Source organism: Caulobacter sp. P1_B12_2 (assembly GCF_056406675.1).
Genome location: NZ_JBFTZS010000045.1, coordinates 1 through 16,078, shown reverse-complemented (window position 1 = coordinate 16,078; position 16,078 = coordinate 1). Strand labels below are relative to the sequence as shown.

At 68.0% G+C, this 16,078-nt stretch carries 11 protein-coding genes and 1 pseudogene; 8 read left to right on the top strand and 4 right to left on the bottom strand.

What is annotated here, in order from left to right:
• Positions 1–373 precede the first annotated feature (373 nt).
• Together AC1DZ6_RS04805 and AC1DZ6_RS04800 are read right to left on the bottom strand one after the other, a co-directional pair.
• Positions 374–841, bottom strand: a complete 468-nt coding sequence (locus AC1DZ6_RS04805; RefSeq protein ID WP_477096053.1) for an SRPBCC domain-containing protein — start codon at positions 839–841, stop codon at positions 374–376.
• A gap of 197 nt (positions 842–1,038) precedes the next feature.
• Complete coding sequence (locus tag AC1DZ6_RS04800; RefSeq protein WP_477096052.1) at positions 1,039–1,752, bottom strand: EcsC family protein; 714 nt, start codon at positions 1,750–1,752, stop codon at positions 1,039–1,041.
• 210 nt (positions 1,753–1,962) lie between these two features.
• On the opposite strand from AC1DZ6_RS04800, the gene AC1DZ6_RS04795 reads away from it, so the two are divergent.
• From AC1DZ6_RS04795 to AC1DZ6_RS04760, 8 genes are all read left to right on the top strand, one after another.
• Positions 1,963–2,286: a GIY-YIG nuclease family protein gene (locus AC1DZ6_RS04795; protein ID WP_477096051.1), complete on the top strand. Its 324-nt coding sequence runs from the start codon at positions 1,963–1,965 to the stop codon at positions 2,284–2,286.
• A gap of 679 nt (positions 2,287–2,965) precedes the next feature.
• A complete protein-coding gene (gene hdaA, locus AC1DZ6_RS04790) occupies positions 2,966–3,664 on the top strand; it encodes a DnaA regulatory inactivator HdaA (protein ID WP_477096050.1) in 699 nt (232 codons plus the stop codon).
• 186 nt (positions 3,665–3,850) lie between these two features.
• Positions 3,851–6,082, top strand: a complete 2,232-nt coding sequence (locus AC1DZ6_RS04785; RefSeq protein WP_477096049.1) for an RNA degradosome polyphosphate kinase — start codon at positions 3,851–3,853, stop codon at positions 6,080–6,082.
• A complete protein-coding gene (locus AC1DZ6_RS04780; RefSeq protein WP_477096048.1) occupies positions 6,079–6,519 on the top strand; it encodes a hypothetical protein in 441 nt (146 codons plus the stop codon). The genes AC1DZ6_RS04785 and AC1DZ6_RS04780 overlap by 4 nt, the downstream gene beginning before the upstream one ends.
• Positions 6,520–6,588: 69 nt before the next feature.
• Entirely contained in the window at positions 6,589–8,076 is a 1,488-nt protein-coding gene (locus AC1DZ6_RS04775) for a Ppx/GppA phosphatase family protein (protein ID WP_477096047.1), read from the top strand.
• 314 nt (positions 8,077–8,390) lie between these two features.
• Entirely contained in the window at positions 8,391–11,351 is a 2,961-nt protein-coding gene (locus AC1DZ6_RS04770; RefSeq protein WP_477096046.1) for a TonB-dependent receptor domain-containing protein, read from the top strand.
• Between the two features lie 166 nt (positions 11,352–11,517).
• A complete protein-coding gene (locus AC1DZ6_RS04765; RefSeq protein ID WP_477096045.1) occupies positions 11,518–11,796 on the top strand; it encodes a hypothetical protein in 279 nt (92 codons plus the stop codon).
• An 85-nt stretch (positions 11,797–11,881) separates the two neighbouring features.
• The gene (locus tag AC1DZ6_RS04760; protein ID WP_477096044.1) at positions 11,882–13,996 is read left to right on the top strand and encodes an ATP-binding protein; all 2,115 of its coding nucleotides are present in this window, start codon (positions 11,882–11,884) and stop codon (positions 13,994–13,996) included.
• On the opposite strand, the gene AC1DZ6_RS04755 is transcribed toward AC1DZ6_RS04760, so the two are convergent.
• Both AC1DZ6_RS04755 and AC1DZ6_RS04750 read right to left on the bottom strand, forming a co-directional pair.
• Complete coding sequence (locus tag AC1DZ6_RS04755; RefSeq protein ID WP_477096043.1) at positions 13,993–15,702, bottom strand: response regulator; 1,710 nt, start codon at positions 15,700–15,702, stop codon at positions 13,993–13,995. The genes AC1DZ6_RS04760 and AC1DZ6_RS04755 overlap by 4 nt on opposite strands.
• A 60-nt stretch (positions 15,703–15,762) precedes the next feature.
• Positions 15,763–16,078, bottom strand: a pseudogene (locus tag AC1DZ6_RS04750) (ribonuclease D); the annotation flags it as partial.

The following is a 16,078-nucleotide window of genomic DNA, read 5'->3' as shown; positions in this document are numbered from 1 at the left end:
AAGAACCACGAGGTCGTCCAACTCCTACGCACGCGAGCCCGACGTCGATGAGCGCTCTCCGCTCGATCGCCCCCCGCCGCCGCATCGGTCGCTGGCCATGCGCCCTTTCCCTGCAACGAGGTGGGAACAGGATACGGCCGGTTTGGAGGATGGGGATAAGTTCGGTCGAGAAAGTTCAGGGCGTTGAAATCGCGAGGGTTTGTTGGCTCTACGTAGAGCATAAGCCCACAAAATCCGCTCATCCCGGCGAAGGCCGGGACCCAGATCCCGTAGCGGTGTGGCGGGTTGGAAGAGCTCCGAGCGTTTGGCGTCAGCCTCACAGCTATTCCATCTGGGTCTCGGCCTTCGCCGGGATGAGCGGATCAGAGAGTGTCTATTTCCTGAACCACTTCGCCAGCTTCTCCAGGCTCTGCCGGGATCCCGCCGCGTTGTCCGCCGGCTTCAGGCCCGGCGGCAGGTCCGTGGACACCAGGCTGACCCGCGTGCCGTCGTCGGCGGGGTCGAGGGTCACGGTCATGGTCATCTGCGATTGCAGCGACGGATCGTCGGTGTCGAACAGCACCGCCCAGACCACGCGCCGTCCCGGCTCCAGGCTGGTGAACCGCACGCGGGTGCGGTCCTCGCGGGCGGCGGTCTTGCCGACGTCCTCGGCCTCGCCCTCCGGATAGTAGAGCGACATCTCGAACCCGCCGCCCTCGCGGCCGTCGAAGGCGTGCATCTTTCCGGTCATGTCGCCGGGCGGCAGCCATTCGACCAGGGCCTTGGGGTCCATCAGGGCGTCCCAGACGGCGTCGGGACTGGYGGGAATCAGGCGACTGGCGCGGGTGGTGGGTGCGGGCATGGCGCGACCTTACACGGCCGCGCGCCGGGGACATGCACTCATGGCCATGGTCCCGCAAATCAATCCCGAGTGGTGGGGTGAGTGCGTGTCCCCACCGTCATCCCCGGCGCTCGATCTTCATCCCGAAGAACACCCTGGCTCAGCGGACGACGATGGGGACACGCACACACATCATGCGCACCGCGAAGTCTCCGAGGTCACGACGTGAGTGCATGTCCCCGCAGCCACCGCATCCGGTAGGCCATCATCGCCGTCTTCCCCAGGTGCGCCGTCAGCCGCCAGTTGACCACGGCCCCGACCGGCGCGCCGACGATGGGCAGCATCTGGGCCAGCTTGGCCAGGTCGATGTGGTCGCGATACTGCTGCTGGAACGCCCGCCAGTCGAAGTCCTTCAGGTCGGCGGGATGCGGGCGCGAGTCCCAGTCGTCCATGGCCTCCAGCACCTGGATGCGATGCTCCACGTCCGAGAAGGCCAGCTCGAAGATGTGCAGGATATAGAGCCGCTCGCTCAGCGCGCCGCCGTCATGGCCGTAGAGGGCGGCGATCTCGAACAGCAGCTTCAGCTTGAAGCTCATCAGCAGCGGGAAGTCGGCCGCCGCCAGCAGGAACCCGCCCGCCCCCGCCACGCCGCCCTCGGCCCCGGCGGCCTTCTTCCAGCCGTCGATGGCGGCCAGGGCCTTGGCCTCGCGCTCATCCAGGCCGGCGTCGCGCAACGGCGAGGCCGTGGCGAAGTCGGCCCCGGTCAGGATCGCCCGGGTCATGCCCTCCATGGCGGCGGTGATCGCGGCGTGGACCTTCTCGGGAATGATCGTGTTGATCTTCCGCTGGACGGCGCGCGAGGCGTTCCCCAGCGGCCCGGCGGGCTTGGTGATGCGGGCGCGCCAGGCGGCGAGGTCTTGGGGGGTGGTCATGACGGACATATAGCGAGCTGCATCGCCGCTCCCCAACACCTCAACATCCCAACGTCCGTCATTCCCGCCCTTGTGGCGGGAACCCCTGGTTCAGCCGACGGTGAGAGGCCTTGGCGCGCTAGCGCGCCACACTCGGAATTCGCGGCGATTGACGGTTGAGTTGCGTCGAATAAAATCAACCTGTAGCTTCACTCACCCTTGCAGGTCCCAATGGTCGCCGCTGACGCCTGGATCGCGGTCTACATGATGACCGACCACTATCGCGGCACGCTCTACACCGGCGTCACCGGCCGGTTCGAAAGCCGGATCATCCAGCATCGCGAAGGCGTCGGCGGCTTCACGCGGCAATATGGCCTCACCCGTTTGGTCTGGTACGAGGTCCACCATCAGATGACCGACGCCATCCAGCGCGAGACCTCGATCAAGCGCTGGCCGCGCCAGTGGAAGATCAACCTGATCGAACGTGACAATCCGCGCTGGGATGATCTTTATGAGGGGGTGTTCAACTGGACGCCGGTTCCTCGGCAGGTTTGAGGGGCGGCGGGTGCCCAAAGCAAWCACGCTAATTGTCTGGTCGGATAAAATGCTGGCGTTGGCTCTCCGCAGGAAACCAGGCTCCCGTATCGGTGCTGGCTTTACCTTATGGTCTCGCTAAGCTTGCGTGAAGCTAGGCCACGCGCGGCCCAATGTTAGGGGCAGACAATGAATCGCATCGCGATTCTGGTGCTTTGCCTAACACTGGCCGCATGTAGCGCCCCCGGTCTAAGCGCTAAGCAGCGTGACGAGGTCGCGGATATAGCTGCGGATGTCGCCGACGCTACCGCTAACGAGTCCGCCAAGGTCGCGGAGCTCGAAGGCCGGATTGCCGAGTTGGAGAGTGAGGTTGAAGACCTCACCTCTCGCGTGGACAGTCTAGAGGACTGATCCACATCGGTCGCTGTGGGGCGCGGACACTAGCAGCGCCCTGCTTCAGCTGAACATGTGCTGCCTTGGCGCGCTGGCGCGCCACCCTACCGCCCATGCGGCGGCGCGAGGGGTTCCCGCCACAAGGGCGGGAATGACGGACGTTGGGGAGGTGGGAAGCAGAGCGAGCGCTTTTTCCCATCCACACCTCTCCCTTCCTCATCCCCAGCCAAGCCGCCTCACACCCTCGCCCTCACCCGCGACGCGCCCTATATCTCCGGTAACAGAGTAACCACGTCCGGACGCCGCCTTGCCCCGTCAGTTCCGACTGCCGCTGACCGACCCGCCCTGCTGGGACCGGGAGTCGTTCGCGTCGTCGCCGACCAATGTCCAGGCGCTGGAGGGATTGGACGCCTGGCCGGCCTGGCCCGACGGGCGGATGGCCCTGGTCGGGCCGGCGGGCGCGGGCAAGACGCATCTGGCGCGCGACTGGGCCCGGCGGGCCTCGGCCGTGACGATCGAGGCGGCCTCCACCCATGGCCAGCCGCTCGACCTGGCCTCGCTGCGCGGCCGGCCGTTGCTGGTCGAGGACGTAGACCGCCGCTCTGACGGCGACCTGGTCGACGACGAGACCCTGTTCCACCTGATCAACATGGCCGGGGTCGACGGCGGCAGCCTGCTGCTGACCGGCCGCCTGGCCCCCGTGGCCTGGGAGGCGGCGGTGCCCGACCTGCGCTCGCGGCTCAACGCCCTGACCGTGGCCCGCATCGACGAGCCCGACGACGTGGTGCTGGAGGCGGTGCTGCGGCGCGGCTTCGAGGCGGCGGGCATCCGGCCGACGGGCGACCTCTATCCCTATCTGATGGCCAGGCTGCCCCGCTCCGCGCCGGCCGCCCTGGCCGCGGTGGCGGCCCTGGACGAGGCGTCCATCGAGCAGGGGCGCGAGGTGAACAAGGCGCTGGCGTTGGCGGTGCTGGATTTCGGGGATCCCGAAGACGACGAGGACTGAGGCGGCGAACACTTGCCCCCTACGGACCGCTTCGCGGTCGTCTTCCCCCGCAGGGGGAAGAGGGGCGCCTCAAACCTTTGGGAACATCTTCCAGGCAAAGCTTGCGACGCCGAGGTCCGCACGGGCGTTTGTCTTGCTCCTGTCACCACCCTCGGTCACTCTGTACCCGGTAAACCGGAGCTTTCCATGACTGACGCCGCCACAGCCCTCGACCTGCCCGCCGCGCCGTCGCCGGCCGCGCCGGACCTGGCGGGCCTGCGGCTGGACGACGAGCTGCTGGCCTCGCCCGAGCGGTTCTTCAACCGCGAGACCTCGTGGCTGGCCTTCAACCAGCGGGTCCTGGAGGAGAGCGGCAATCTTCGCCACCCGCTGCTGGAGCGGCTGCGGTTCCTGTCGATCTCGGCCAACAACCTCGACGAATTCTACATGGTCCGCGTGGCCGGCCTGAAGGGCCAGGTGCGCGAGGGCGTGCGGGTGGTCAGCCAGGACGGGCTGACGCCCGGCGAGCAGCTGTCGCGGATCAACGCCTCGGCCGCCGAGCTGATGGCCGAGCAGCAGCGGATCTGGCGAGAGGTGCGGGCCGAGCTGTGGGGCGAGGGCCTCAAGCTGCTGGACGCCAAGGACATCGTCGGCCCCGACCACGAGCGGGCCGAGGAGATCTTCCTGACCCGGATGTTCCCGGTGCTGACGCCCCTGGCCATCGATCCGGCCCACCCGTTCCCGTTCATCCCGAACCTGGGCTTCTGTCTGGCGCTGAAGCTGCGTCGCATCGCCGACGACAAGCACCTGTACGCCCTGGTGCCGGTGCCCAGTCAGGTGCAGCGGTTCTGGGAGCTGAGCCAGGCCCCGGCCAAGACCACGCGCAAGCGCGAGCGGCGGATCGTGGCGCTGGAAAGCTTCATCATCCTGTTCCTGGGCCACCTGTTCCCCGGCTACGAGGTCGAGGGCCGCGGCCTGTTCCGCCTGATCCGCGACAGCGACCTGGAGATCGAGGAAGAGGCCGAGGATCTGGTGCGCGAGTTCGAGGCGCGGCTGAAGAAGCGTCGCCTGGGCCGCGTGGTGCGGGTCAAGATCCAGACTACCATGCCCGAGGACCTGCGCGAGTTCATCATCGAGGGCCTGCGCGCCCAGCCCGAGGACGTGGTGCTGGTCGACGGCAAGCTGGGCCTGGCCCAGATGGCCGAGCTGATCCCGCCCGACCGCCCGGACCTGAAGTTCAAGCCCTACAACGCCCGCTTCCCCGAGCGCGTGCGCGACCACGGCGGCGACTGCTTCGCGGCGATCCGCGAGAAGGACATCCTGGTCCATCACCCGTTCGAGAGCTTCGACGTGGTGGTGCAGTTCGTGCGCCAGGCCGCCCGCGATCCGAACGTGGTGGCGATCAAGCAGACCCTGTACCGGACGTCCAAGGACAGCCCGATCGTCGCGGCCCTGATCGAGGCGGCCGACAACGGCAAGAACGTCACGGCGCTGGTCGAGATCAAGGCGCGCTTCGACGAGGAAAATAACCTGAAGTGGGCCCGCGACCTGGAGCGGGCCGGCGTCCACGTGGTGTTCGGCTTCGTCGACTGGAAGACCCACGCCAAGCTGTCGGTGGTGGTGCGGCGCGAGGGCGAGGCCCTGCGCACCTATTGCCACTTCGGCACCGGGAACTATCACCCGCAGACGGCGCGGGTTTACACCGACCTCAGCCTGTTCACCTGCGACCCGGCCCTGGGCCGCGACGGCGGCAAGCTGTTCAACTTCATCACCGGCTACGCCCAGCCGCACGGGCTGGAAAAGCTGAGCTTCTCGCCCGAGACGCTGAAGCCTGACCTGCTGAAGATGATCGCGGCCGAGGCCCGTAACGCCCGCGAGGGCAAGCCGGCGGCGATCTGGGCCAAGATGAACGCCGTGGTCGACCCGCAGATCATCGACGCCCTCTACAGCGCCAGCCAGGACGGCGTGCAGATCGACCTGGTCGTGCGCGGCATCTGCTGCCTGCGTCCGGGCATCAAGGGCCTGTCGGAGAACATCCGCGTCAAGTCGATCGTCGGCCGGTTCCTGGAGCATGCCCGCGTGGTGGCCTTCGCCTGCGGCGGGGCGATGCCCAGCGCCCAGACCCGGGTCTTCATCAGCTCGGCCGACTGGATGCCGCGCAACCTGGACCGCCGGGTGGAAAGCCTGGTCCCGGTCGAAAACCCCACGGTGCACCAGCAGGTGCTGAACCAGATCATGGTCGCCAACCTCAACGACGAGGCTCAGAGCTGGAACCTCGACAGCGAGGGCAGCTACGCCCGCGACCCGGCCTGGGACCGCAAGGGCGCCTTCTCGGCCCACGAATACTTCATGACCAATCCCAGCCTGTCGGGCCGCGGCCACAAGGTGAAGGACCTGCCTCAGGCCTTCGACCACGTCGGACCGCGTAAGCGGGGGTGAGGCGCGCGCTGATCGTGCTGGCGGCGCTGAGCCTGAGCGCCTGCGGCCCTCGTCCCAGCCAGCAGGCCGAGATCTGCGCGATCTTCGCCCTGCCCGGCGTGCCCGGCGACAGCCAGGTCGGCGACGCCTACGACCTGGCTTGGGCCAAGGCGCACGAGCGCGCCCTGTTCAAGTCGGGCGTGATCTACGGACCAGGCTGGCAGGTGATGGGCCACGGGCGCTCGTGGGGCCATTGCCCCGTCCGCGCCAAGCCGGTCGAGCACCTGCTGATCAGCCCCGACAACAGATATGCCATGACCAAGGGCGGTCGCCGCGCCAACGGCAAACCGGTCAGCTTCGGCTCCTGCTACTACGACAAGGGCGAGGCGGGCTGGCGGCTGCGCGCCTGCCGGCAAACGCTGAACGACCCCGCGCCGTTGGTCGGCCTGAAGCGCTGACTTGGCGAAGGGGGAAGCTTTTTGCTCGCGCCGCCTTCCCCTCCCCGCCCAATAGGCTAAACCAGCTCCATGCCTTTTGCGGCGCCGCGCGACGCGGCCGTTATCGATATCGGCTCCAACTCGGTCCGCCTCGTGGTGTACCGGCTGGAAGGCCGCGCGATCTGGACCGTCTTCAACGAGAAGGTCCTGGCCGGGCTTGGCCGTGACCTCGGCGACGGCGGCAAGCTGAACCCCGAGGGCGTGGCCCAGACCCTGGCGGCGCTCAAGCGCTTCCGCGCCGTACTCGAAGCGGTCAAGCCGGCCGAGACCTTCATCGCCGCCACCGCCGCCGTGCGCGAGGCCAAGGATGGGGCCGCTTTCGTCAAGCAGATCCTGGCCGAGACCGGCTTTTCCACCCGCGTGCTGTCGGGCGAGGAAGAGGCCCGCTATGCGGCCCTGGGCGTGCTGGCCGGCGCGCCCGACGCCACGGGCGTGGTCGGCGACCTGGGCGGCGCCAGCCTGGAGCTGATCCGGCTGGAGTCCACCGGCGCGGGCCTGGGCGTCACCCTGCCGCTGGGTCCGTTCAGCCTGGGCCTGTCGGACGGCTTCGATCTGGAGAAGGTGCGCCGCCTGTGCGCCCAGCGCCTGGCCCCGGTGGCCGAAGCCTTCAAGACCGACGTCTTCCACGCGGTCGGCGGCGCCTGGCGGAACCTGGCCCTGCTGCACATGCGCCTGACCGGCTATCCGCTGCACGTCGTCCATCAGTACAGCATCAGCCGCGCCGAGGCCCTGGACGCCGCCCGGCTGGTCGCCCACCAGTCGAAGAGCTCGCTGGAACGCATCGAGGGCATGAGCAAGAAGCGCTCGGAGACCCTGCCCTACGCGGCCGTGGTGCTGGAGCAGCTGATCGAAAGCCTGGACTTCAAGCGCATCGAGATCTCGGCCTATGGCGTGCGCGAGGGGTTGCTGTTCGAGGCCATGCCGCCCGGCGTGCGCCGACTGGACCCGCTCATTGAAGGCTGCGCCTCCCTGGGGGCCCGGCAAGGCGTGGCCGACGAACTGGGCGCGGCGCTGGACACTTGGCTTGCGCCGGCCCTGGCCCAACTGCCGCCCTGCTTCGGCGAACGCGACGCCGTCCTGGCCTCGGCCGCCTGCCGCTTGGCCGACCTGGGCGCCCGCCTTCACCCGGATCATCGCGCCGACCTGGTGTTCGAGCAGGTGCTGCGCGCGCCGATCGCGGGCCAGACCCACGCCGAACGCGCCTTCCTGGCCGCGGCGGCCTTCGCGCGCCACGCCACGGCCTTCACCCCGCCGGAGATGGAGGTGCTGGAGCGCCTGCTGTCGCCCGGACGCCTCAAGCGGGCCCGAGCCGTCGGCGCCGCCATCCGTCTGGGCTGCGACCTGTCGGGCCGCAGCGCGCCGCTCCTGGCTCGGTCGCGGCTGATCATCGACAAGGGCGACCTGCTGCTGACCGCCGAGCCGGGTTACGCCGACCTTCTCCTTGGCGAGCAGACTGCCAAAAGAGCGGGCGCCTTGGCCGCCTTGCTAGGCTTGAAGGTCAAGATCACGGCGCTCTGACGACGCCGGCGGCAATGCTCGTAAAAGCTGTATAAGTTTAAAATCCGACGCTCACTCTACGTCTGAGCGTTTGCACCTATCGACAATCGATAAAGTTGCCTTTGTTGCTATCGTGAAACGATAAACACGCATATGCGACATAAAAACCACGTTACATTTCATTAATGGAATGATTGTTGACCCGTCGTCTCAACGATCTGTAGCCCTGCTGCCGTCGGAATCAGAAAATCTGAATGCCGGCTCTTCACCGCACCCCGAGAGGTGCGGTCATTCAGTGGGGACACGCCTTGAATACTAAACCCTTCCGAGAGCGTTTGCTCGCCTCGACGATGATCTGCGGCGCCGCCGTGGCCATGTTCGCGACCAGCCAAGCCGCCGCCCAGACCGCCGCGCCGGCCGCTGCGGCGGACCAGACCGAGGTTGAGGAAATCGTCGTCACCGGTTCGCTGTTCCGCCGCACGGACACTGAAACGCCCTCGCCGGTCACCGTCCTGACCTCCGAGAACCTGCAACATGCGGGCATCAGCACGGCGGCCGACGCCATTCGTTCGATCTCGGCCGACGGCGCCGGTTCGATCCCCACGGGCTTCCAGGGCGGCTTCAGCGCCGGCGGCTCGGCCGTCTCGCTGCGCGGCCTGGGCGTTTCGTCCACCCTCGTGCTGGTCGACGGCCTGCGCTCGGCCAACTTCCCGCTGAACGACGACGGCCATAACGCCTATGTCGACCTGAATTCGATTCCGTTCAGCCTGATCGACAGCATCGAAGTGCTGAAAGACGGCGCCTCGTCGTCGTACGGCGCCGACGCCATCGGCGGCGTTGTGAACCTGAAACTGAAGAAGACCTTCGTCGGGGCCATGGGCAGCATCGAGGCCGGCCAGAGCYGGAAGAGCGACGCCGAGCACGAGCGCGCCGACCTGACCCTGGGCTATGGCGACTACGCCGAGAGCGGCTGGAACGTCTACATCAACGGCGAGTACCAGAAGGACGGCCGGGTCACCAACCACAGCCGCGGCTTCCCCTACAACAACCTGGACCTGACCTCGATCGGCGGGGTGGACAACAACACCGCCGACAGCAGCTTGGTGCCGCTGACCGGAACGCCGACCGCCGTCGTCACGCGGGTGGGCCAGACCGACCTGAACAACCCGCTGGCGGGCACCGCCGGCTCGGCGTTCACCAACCAGTACCAGGCGCTGAACCTGAACTGCCCGGACGGGACCTTCACCGTCACCTCGGGCGCCGCCCAAGGCACCAGCTGCAAGTACAATCTGGCCGACAAGTACAACCAGATCGCGCCGCTGCAGAAGCGCTTCGCGGTCAACGGCCGCCTGAGCGTCCGCCTCAGCGAGGCCGTCGAAGCCTACGCCACCGGCAGCTTCTCGCGCAGCGACGTCAGCATCAAGGGCCAGCCGCAGAACACGCGCCTGCGTCAGCCGTTCGGCGCGCCCGCTTCGGTGGCGTCCAACAATCCCGGCATGGTCCTGCCGGTTTGGATCTGCTCGTCCGGCGTGAACTGCGTCAGCGCCGCCGATCGCACCCTGAACCCGAACAACCCGTATGCCGCCACCTACGCCAACGATCCGGCGAACGGCGCGGCGCGCATCTACTACATCTTCGGCGACATCCCGTTCGCTAGCGACCGCCGCAACGAAGTCATCCGTGGCACCGCCGGCCTGACCGGCAGCTTCGGCGAAGGCTGGGATTGGCGGGTCGAGGCCGTCGGCGCCAAGGACAACCTGACCCTTACGCAGCACGGCTATCTGAACATCGCCAACACGCTGAAGGCGATCAATACCGGCGCCTATAACTTCGTGAACCCGAACCTCAACACCGCCGCGGTCCGCAATTCGATCGCGCCGGACATCACCACGCCCTCGCATTCGTCGCTGATGGCCGTGGAAGGTTCGATCACCAAGAGCCTGTGGACCCTGCCCGGCGGCGACCTGCAGCTGGCATTGGGCGGCCAGATCCGTCGCGAGGAGCTGGAGAACAACAACCAGAACGCCCGTCTCGACACCTGGACCCTGACCACCTCGTCGGCGTTCGGCAAGCACACCGTGTCGGCCGGCTATTTCGAAATATTGGCTCCGGTGCTCGAGAATGTCGAACTCGACGTCTCGGGGCGCTATGACCACTATTCGGAAGGCTACGGGCACTTCTCTCCGAAGTTCGGGGTGAAGTACACGCCGATCAAGCAGCTGGCCTTCCGCGGCACCTATGCCGAGGGCTTCCGCGCCCCGACCTTCGCCGAAGCCAGCCCGCGCTCGCAATATGCCGGCTTCTCGAACTACACCCCGCCGGTCAGCTTCCAGAACGCCCATGGCGGCACGGTCACCGGCGGCAACAAGAACCCCTATGCCGGCCAGTACTCGATCGGCGGCGGCTATAACGGCAACCCTGACCTGAAGCCGGAAATCTCGCGCAGCTTCACGGCCGGGGCCATCTTCGAGCCGACCCCTTGGCTCAGCATGACGGTCGACTACTACAACGTGAAGAAGGACGGCCTGATCGTCGCCGGTCCGTTGCTCGCCCAGGCGCGCGCCGCCTACTACAGCAAGACGAACCAGACCGACGCCTGCGCCGCGGTTGCGGCGGTGGGCCCGGGCTATTCGTGCAACGTCGTCGACGGCGTCGATCCGCTGTTCCCCAACGCCCTGCCGCGGGTGCTGATCATCAACGCCCCGTTCGTCAACGCCAACTACCAGCTGACCTCTGGCGTCGACTTCGCCGCCACGGCCAAGCTGCCGATCACCGAAGGCGTTCGGCTGATCAGCCGCCTGGAAGTCACCCACGTGATCCAGTCGGACCTGCACACGCCTGACGGCAAGGTGCAGAAGTACGCCGGCACGCTGGGCCCCAACGGCCTGTCGGCCGGTAACGGCACGCCCAACTGGCGCGGCAACTGGCAGAACACCTTCGAGTTCGGCGAGAAGTACACGCTGTCGGCCACCGCCTACTATGTCGCCAAGATCAAGCAGGTCGCCGCCGATGTGTACGCGGACACCAGCTGCGGCAACGGAAACCTGTACAATAACGGTGACGTCGCGATGGGGCAGAAGTTCTGCTACGTCAAGGACTTCATCAATGTCGACATGAACGGCACCGCCCAGGTGACCGATCAGGTGCAGATCTACGGCAACATCGGCAACGTGTTCGACGCACGGGCCCCGGTGGCGCCGGGCGCCTATACCTCCAACCCGAACTATCTGAGCGCCTTCCACTTCCCCGGCCTGATCGGCCGGACCTTCAAGGTGGGCGTCCGCTTCCAGTACTGATCGGAAGTGATCGTCATGAGATGGGGCCGGTTCCGAAAGGAGCCGGCCCTTTCTTTTGGCCCTTCAGCGCGCCCGCGACAGGCCGCCGCAACGAACATCGCTCGATGAGCACGGTTTGTTATCCACAGGCGCCGCAAGCTCCACCTTATCAACGGGGAGCACATCCATGCAGAAGCAGCGGATCGTCGAAGTCGAACACGTCGAAGATTCTATCGTCGCCTTTCCCGCGCCACGCGCGCGGCCAGAACTGAGACTCGCCAACCACAGCGACGTGTCCGTCGTCGGCCCGGCCCGCCGCCTGCAGAACGACCTGGCCCATGCTTTCGCGGCCGACGCCGGCTGGTCGGTGAAGCGCACCGTGATCGTCGGCCTGGTCTTTCACGCCGTGATCCTGGGCTCGCTGGCCCTGGCCGCGAGCAACCTCATCCCGAACATCGCCCCGTAAAGGAACCGGAACCCCCTTCGCAAACCCGCGTTACGCAGACGCGCAACCTTTACTGTTTGAACACGCGCGCATGCCATTTGGGGCCATGTCCAGGGGGACCGACATCTTGAACGGCATGCCGGCCGGCCGCCGCGCGGTGCGCAGCTTGCTGGTCTTGGGGGCGATCGTCGTGACGATCGTCGTCCTGGGCGGCTGCGCCCTGCTGGCCTTCGCCGCCGTGTCCGTCGACCGCCTGCAGGCGCGCGAGGAGCATGTCGTCGTCGCGCAGACCCTGGAGCGGTCGCTGGAGCGACTGGACAGCGACGTGGCCGCCGCCGCCGTTTGGGACCAGGCTTACGAGTTGCTGCGTCCGGGCGCGGACGTCGGCTGGCTGGATCACGAGATCGGCTCCTATTACGCCAACAACCGGGGCGACGACCTGGCCGTCATGCTGGACGCCCAGGACCGCCCCTTCTACGCCTGGGCAGAGCAAGGGCGCGTCGCGCCCGAGAGCCAGGCCTCGATCGTCAAGGCCGCCGGCGCCCTGATCGCCGAGGTCCGTCGTCAGGAAGCCGTCGCCGTCGCCGCCCGGGCCCTTCGCAAACCGGTCGGTCCCCAGGTCGCGACCGTCGCGGAAACCGCTCACGGCGTCGTTCGGGCGGGCGAGCAGATCTACATGGTCGCCGTCTCGACGGTCACGCCGGAAAAGGCGGGCTATGTCCGCCGCGCCGAGCCGGCGGTGATCGTGCTGTGCGCCCAGCGGGTCGATCGCCATCTCCTACCCGTTCTGTCCGACGAGATGCGGATCCGGCGGCCGCGGGTCCTGGAGACGGCGCCGGACAAGGCCGCGAGCACCGTCCTGCACGACCCCGGCGGCCTGCCCCTGGGCTGGCTGGCCTGGGATCCCAAACAGCCGGGACTGGACGCGGTGCGCAAGGCCGCGCCCCTGGTCCTGCCCGGCGTCCTGCTGCTGGTCGTCGCAGGCCTGGCCCTGGCCCTGCGCATCCGCCAAGTGTTGCGCGAGCTCGACGCCTCGGAAGCCGGCCAGAAGGCCGCCCTCGCCGAGGTGGTTCAAGCCCGCGACCGCGCCCAGAGCGCCAATCTCGCCAAGTCGCAGTTCCTGGCCAATATCAGCCACGAGATCCGAACGCCCCTGAACGGCGTGCTGGGCATGGCCCAGGTGATGGAGCTGAGCGGCCTGGGCTCGCCGCACCGCGAGCATCTGAAGATCATCCGCGACAGCGGCGAGACCCTGCTGGCCATTCTCAATGACGTGCTGGACCTGTCGAAGATCGAGTCCGGCCGCTTCGAGCTGGACGACCACGTGTTCGACCTGGCCCAGACGGTCGCCGCCGCCTGCCGTCCGTTCGCCCTGCTGGCGCACCAGAAGGACGTCGATTTCGTCACCGAGATCGGGCCCGACGCCCTGGGGGCCTGGTGCGGCGACAGCGTGCGGCTGCGCCAGGTGCTGTCCAACCTGGCGTCCAACGCCGTGAAGTTCACGCCCTCGGGCAAGATCCGGCTGACCGTGGAGGCGACGCCCGAAGGGCTGACCTTCTCCTTGTCCGACACCGGCATCGGCATCGCTCCCGAGCGCATCGCGGCCCTGTTCGAGAAGTTCGTCCAGGCCGACAGCTCGACCACCCGCCGGTTCGGCGGCACGGGCCTGGGCCTGGCCATCTCGCGCGAGCTGGTCGGGCGCATGGGCGGGACGCTGCGCATGGACAGCGCCGCGGGCCAGGGCTCGACCTTCGTCTTCCGCCTGCCGTTCGCGCGGGCCGACGCGGCGGACGATCTGGATCCCGCGCCCGGCGAGGGCGACATCCGCTCGCTGCGCATCCTGGCGGCCGAGGACAACGCCACCAACCAGTTCATCCTGCGGGCCCTGCTCGAGCCGGCCGGCGTCGATCTGCACACCGTGGCCAACGGCCGCGAGGCGCTGGACGCCTTCCACGCCGACGACTTCGACCTGATCCTGATGGACGTCCAGATGCCGGTGATGAACGGCATCGAGGCCACCCGCGCGATCCGCGAGCGCGAGACCGCTCACAGCCTGTCGCCGACCCCTATCCTGGCCCTGTCGGCCAATGTGATGAGCCACCAGGTGCTGGAGTACGAGCAGGCCGGCATGGACGGCGTGGTGGCCAAGCCCGTGGACGCCGGCAAGCTGATCGAGGCGATCGCCGCGGCGATGGAGCGCGGGGCCGCCCAGCCGGTCTAGACCGCCTGCCCCTCCAGGGCCCGGGCCAGGGCCGCGTGCAGTCCGACGACCTCGAACGGCTTTTCGATGCAGTCGGTCATGCCCGCGGCCGCACAGGCCTCGCGCTGGGCCGGTGAGACACCGGCGGTGACCGCGATCACGGGCGTGACCGTGTTGGGTCCGCGGGCGCGCAGACGCCGCGTGGCGTCCAGTCCGTCCAACCCCGGCATGTTGACGTCCATCAGGATCACATCGAACCGTTGAGCGCTGGCGATCGTCAGGGCGGCCTCGCCGTCCGCGGCGGTCTCGACCCGCAGCCCGAGCGCGCGCAGGATCTGGTCGAGAACCCGGCGATTGACCTCGTGGTCGTCGACAACCAAGGCCGTCGGGGCGCCGGCGAAGACCTGCGGCGCGCTCGCCGGGGGCGCGGGCTTGGGCGGCGCGGCGCCTTCCGGCGCAGGCAGGCTCAGCACGAAACGCGCGCCGCCGCCGACCGGGGCCTGGGCGATCAGGTCGCCGCCCATCAGCTGGGCCAGGTCGCGGCTGATCGACAGGCCCAGTCCCGTGCCGCCGAAGGTCCGCGCGGTGTCGGCCCCCAACTGGTCATAGGCGGTGAACAGGCGCGACAACTGCTCATGGGTGAGCCCCGGCCCGGTGTCGCTGACCGCCACGCTCAGCAGCCAGACTTCACCCTGGCGGCGGGCCTCGACGGCGACCTCGACCCGGCCTTCGGCGGTGAACTTGATGGCGTTGGACAGCAGGTTGTTGAGAATCTGGCGGATGCGGACGGGATCGCCGCGCAGCCAGGCCGGCAGGTCGCGACCGCCCGTCGTCTTCAGCGACAGGCCCTTGGCCTTGGCGCCCGCCCGCCAGAACCGCACGGTGTCGTTGACCAGGGCCTTTGGATCGAAATCCAGGACCTCCACGCTCATGTGGCCGGCCTCGATCTTGGAATGGTCGAGCAGGTCGTTGAGCAGGCTTCGCATCATGGCGCCGGCGTCAGCGATCAGGGCGCCCTTGTCCTGGGTTTGGGCGTCGGTGGTGTCTCGCGCCAGATCGGCGGCCCCGCTGAGGATCGCGCCCAGCGGCGTGCGCAATTCGTGGCTGACCATGGCGATGAAGGCCGACTTGGCCGCCGTCTGGGCCTCGGCGGTCCTACGCGCCGCGCGCTCGGCCGCGAAGGTGCGGTGCGACCAGGCGAACACCAGGCCCAGCACCAGGGTGAACAGCCCCACGCCGACGACGTAGTACGGCGCCATCCGGTCCTGCGCCGTGGCGCCGACGAACGGCAGGACGAACATGTAGGCCATGTGCGGCGCCACCGCCGCCAGGAAGGCCACCACGCAGCCCTCCGCGCCCATCAGGGCGGTCAGCACCGAACCGGTGGCCAGCACCACGGCGGCGGCGGACGCCACCGGCGTTCCGATCGCCCACATCGGTACGACAACCCAACCGAACACGATGGCCAGGAAGACGTCGGCGGCGATGGCGTACGCCACGGCGCGACCCGGCGCTGGCCGTTTCAGGAAGTCCCTGAGCGCGCCGTACTCGACGAGCTGGGCCACCAGGCTGGCGACGCCCCAGGGGATCAGGAAGGCGAAGGTGGACCGCCACCCCAACATCGCGCAGAGCACGACGATGATGAAAATGCGCAGGGGAATCTGGCGCTGATGGGAAACCGCCGCGGGCCTATAGGCTTCGGCCAAGCTGTCCCATGTTATACGCACGCTAAAGTCCCCCGACCGAACTGACGCCGGACGCTGGAGGACTATGATCCTCCCGCGCCCTTAGTCCGGCTTGGGCGCGCGACGCACTTCCACCACACGAACCCGGGTCCCGTCCAGCACAAGCGCCAATTCACCGCGCTTGATCTTCAGGGCGTCAGACCCGAAGGCTTCCAGCCGCCAGCCTTGCAGGGCGGGCGTATTGGCCTCGTCGTCGGCGGCGATCTTTTCCAGGTCCGAGACCGTGGCGATCAGCTTGGAAGCCACGCCGGCCTCCTCGGCGCGCGCCTTGAGCAGCACCTTCAGCAGTTCGACCACGGCGCCGGCCGAAGCGGGCGGCGGCGGGCCGGACTTTTCCAGGACGGGCGCATAGCCTTCC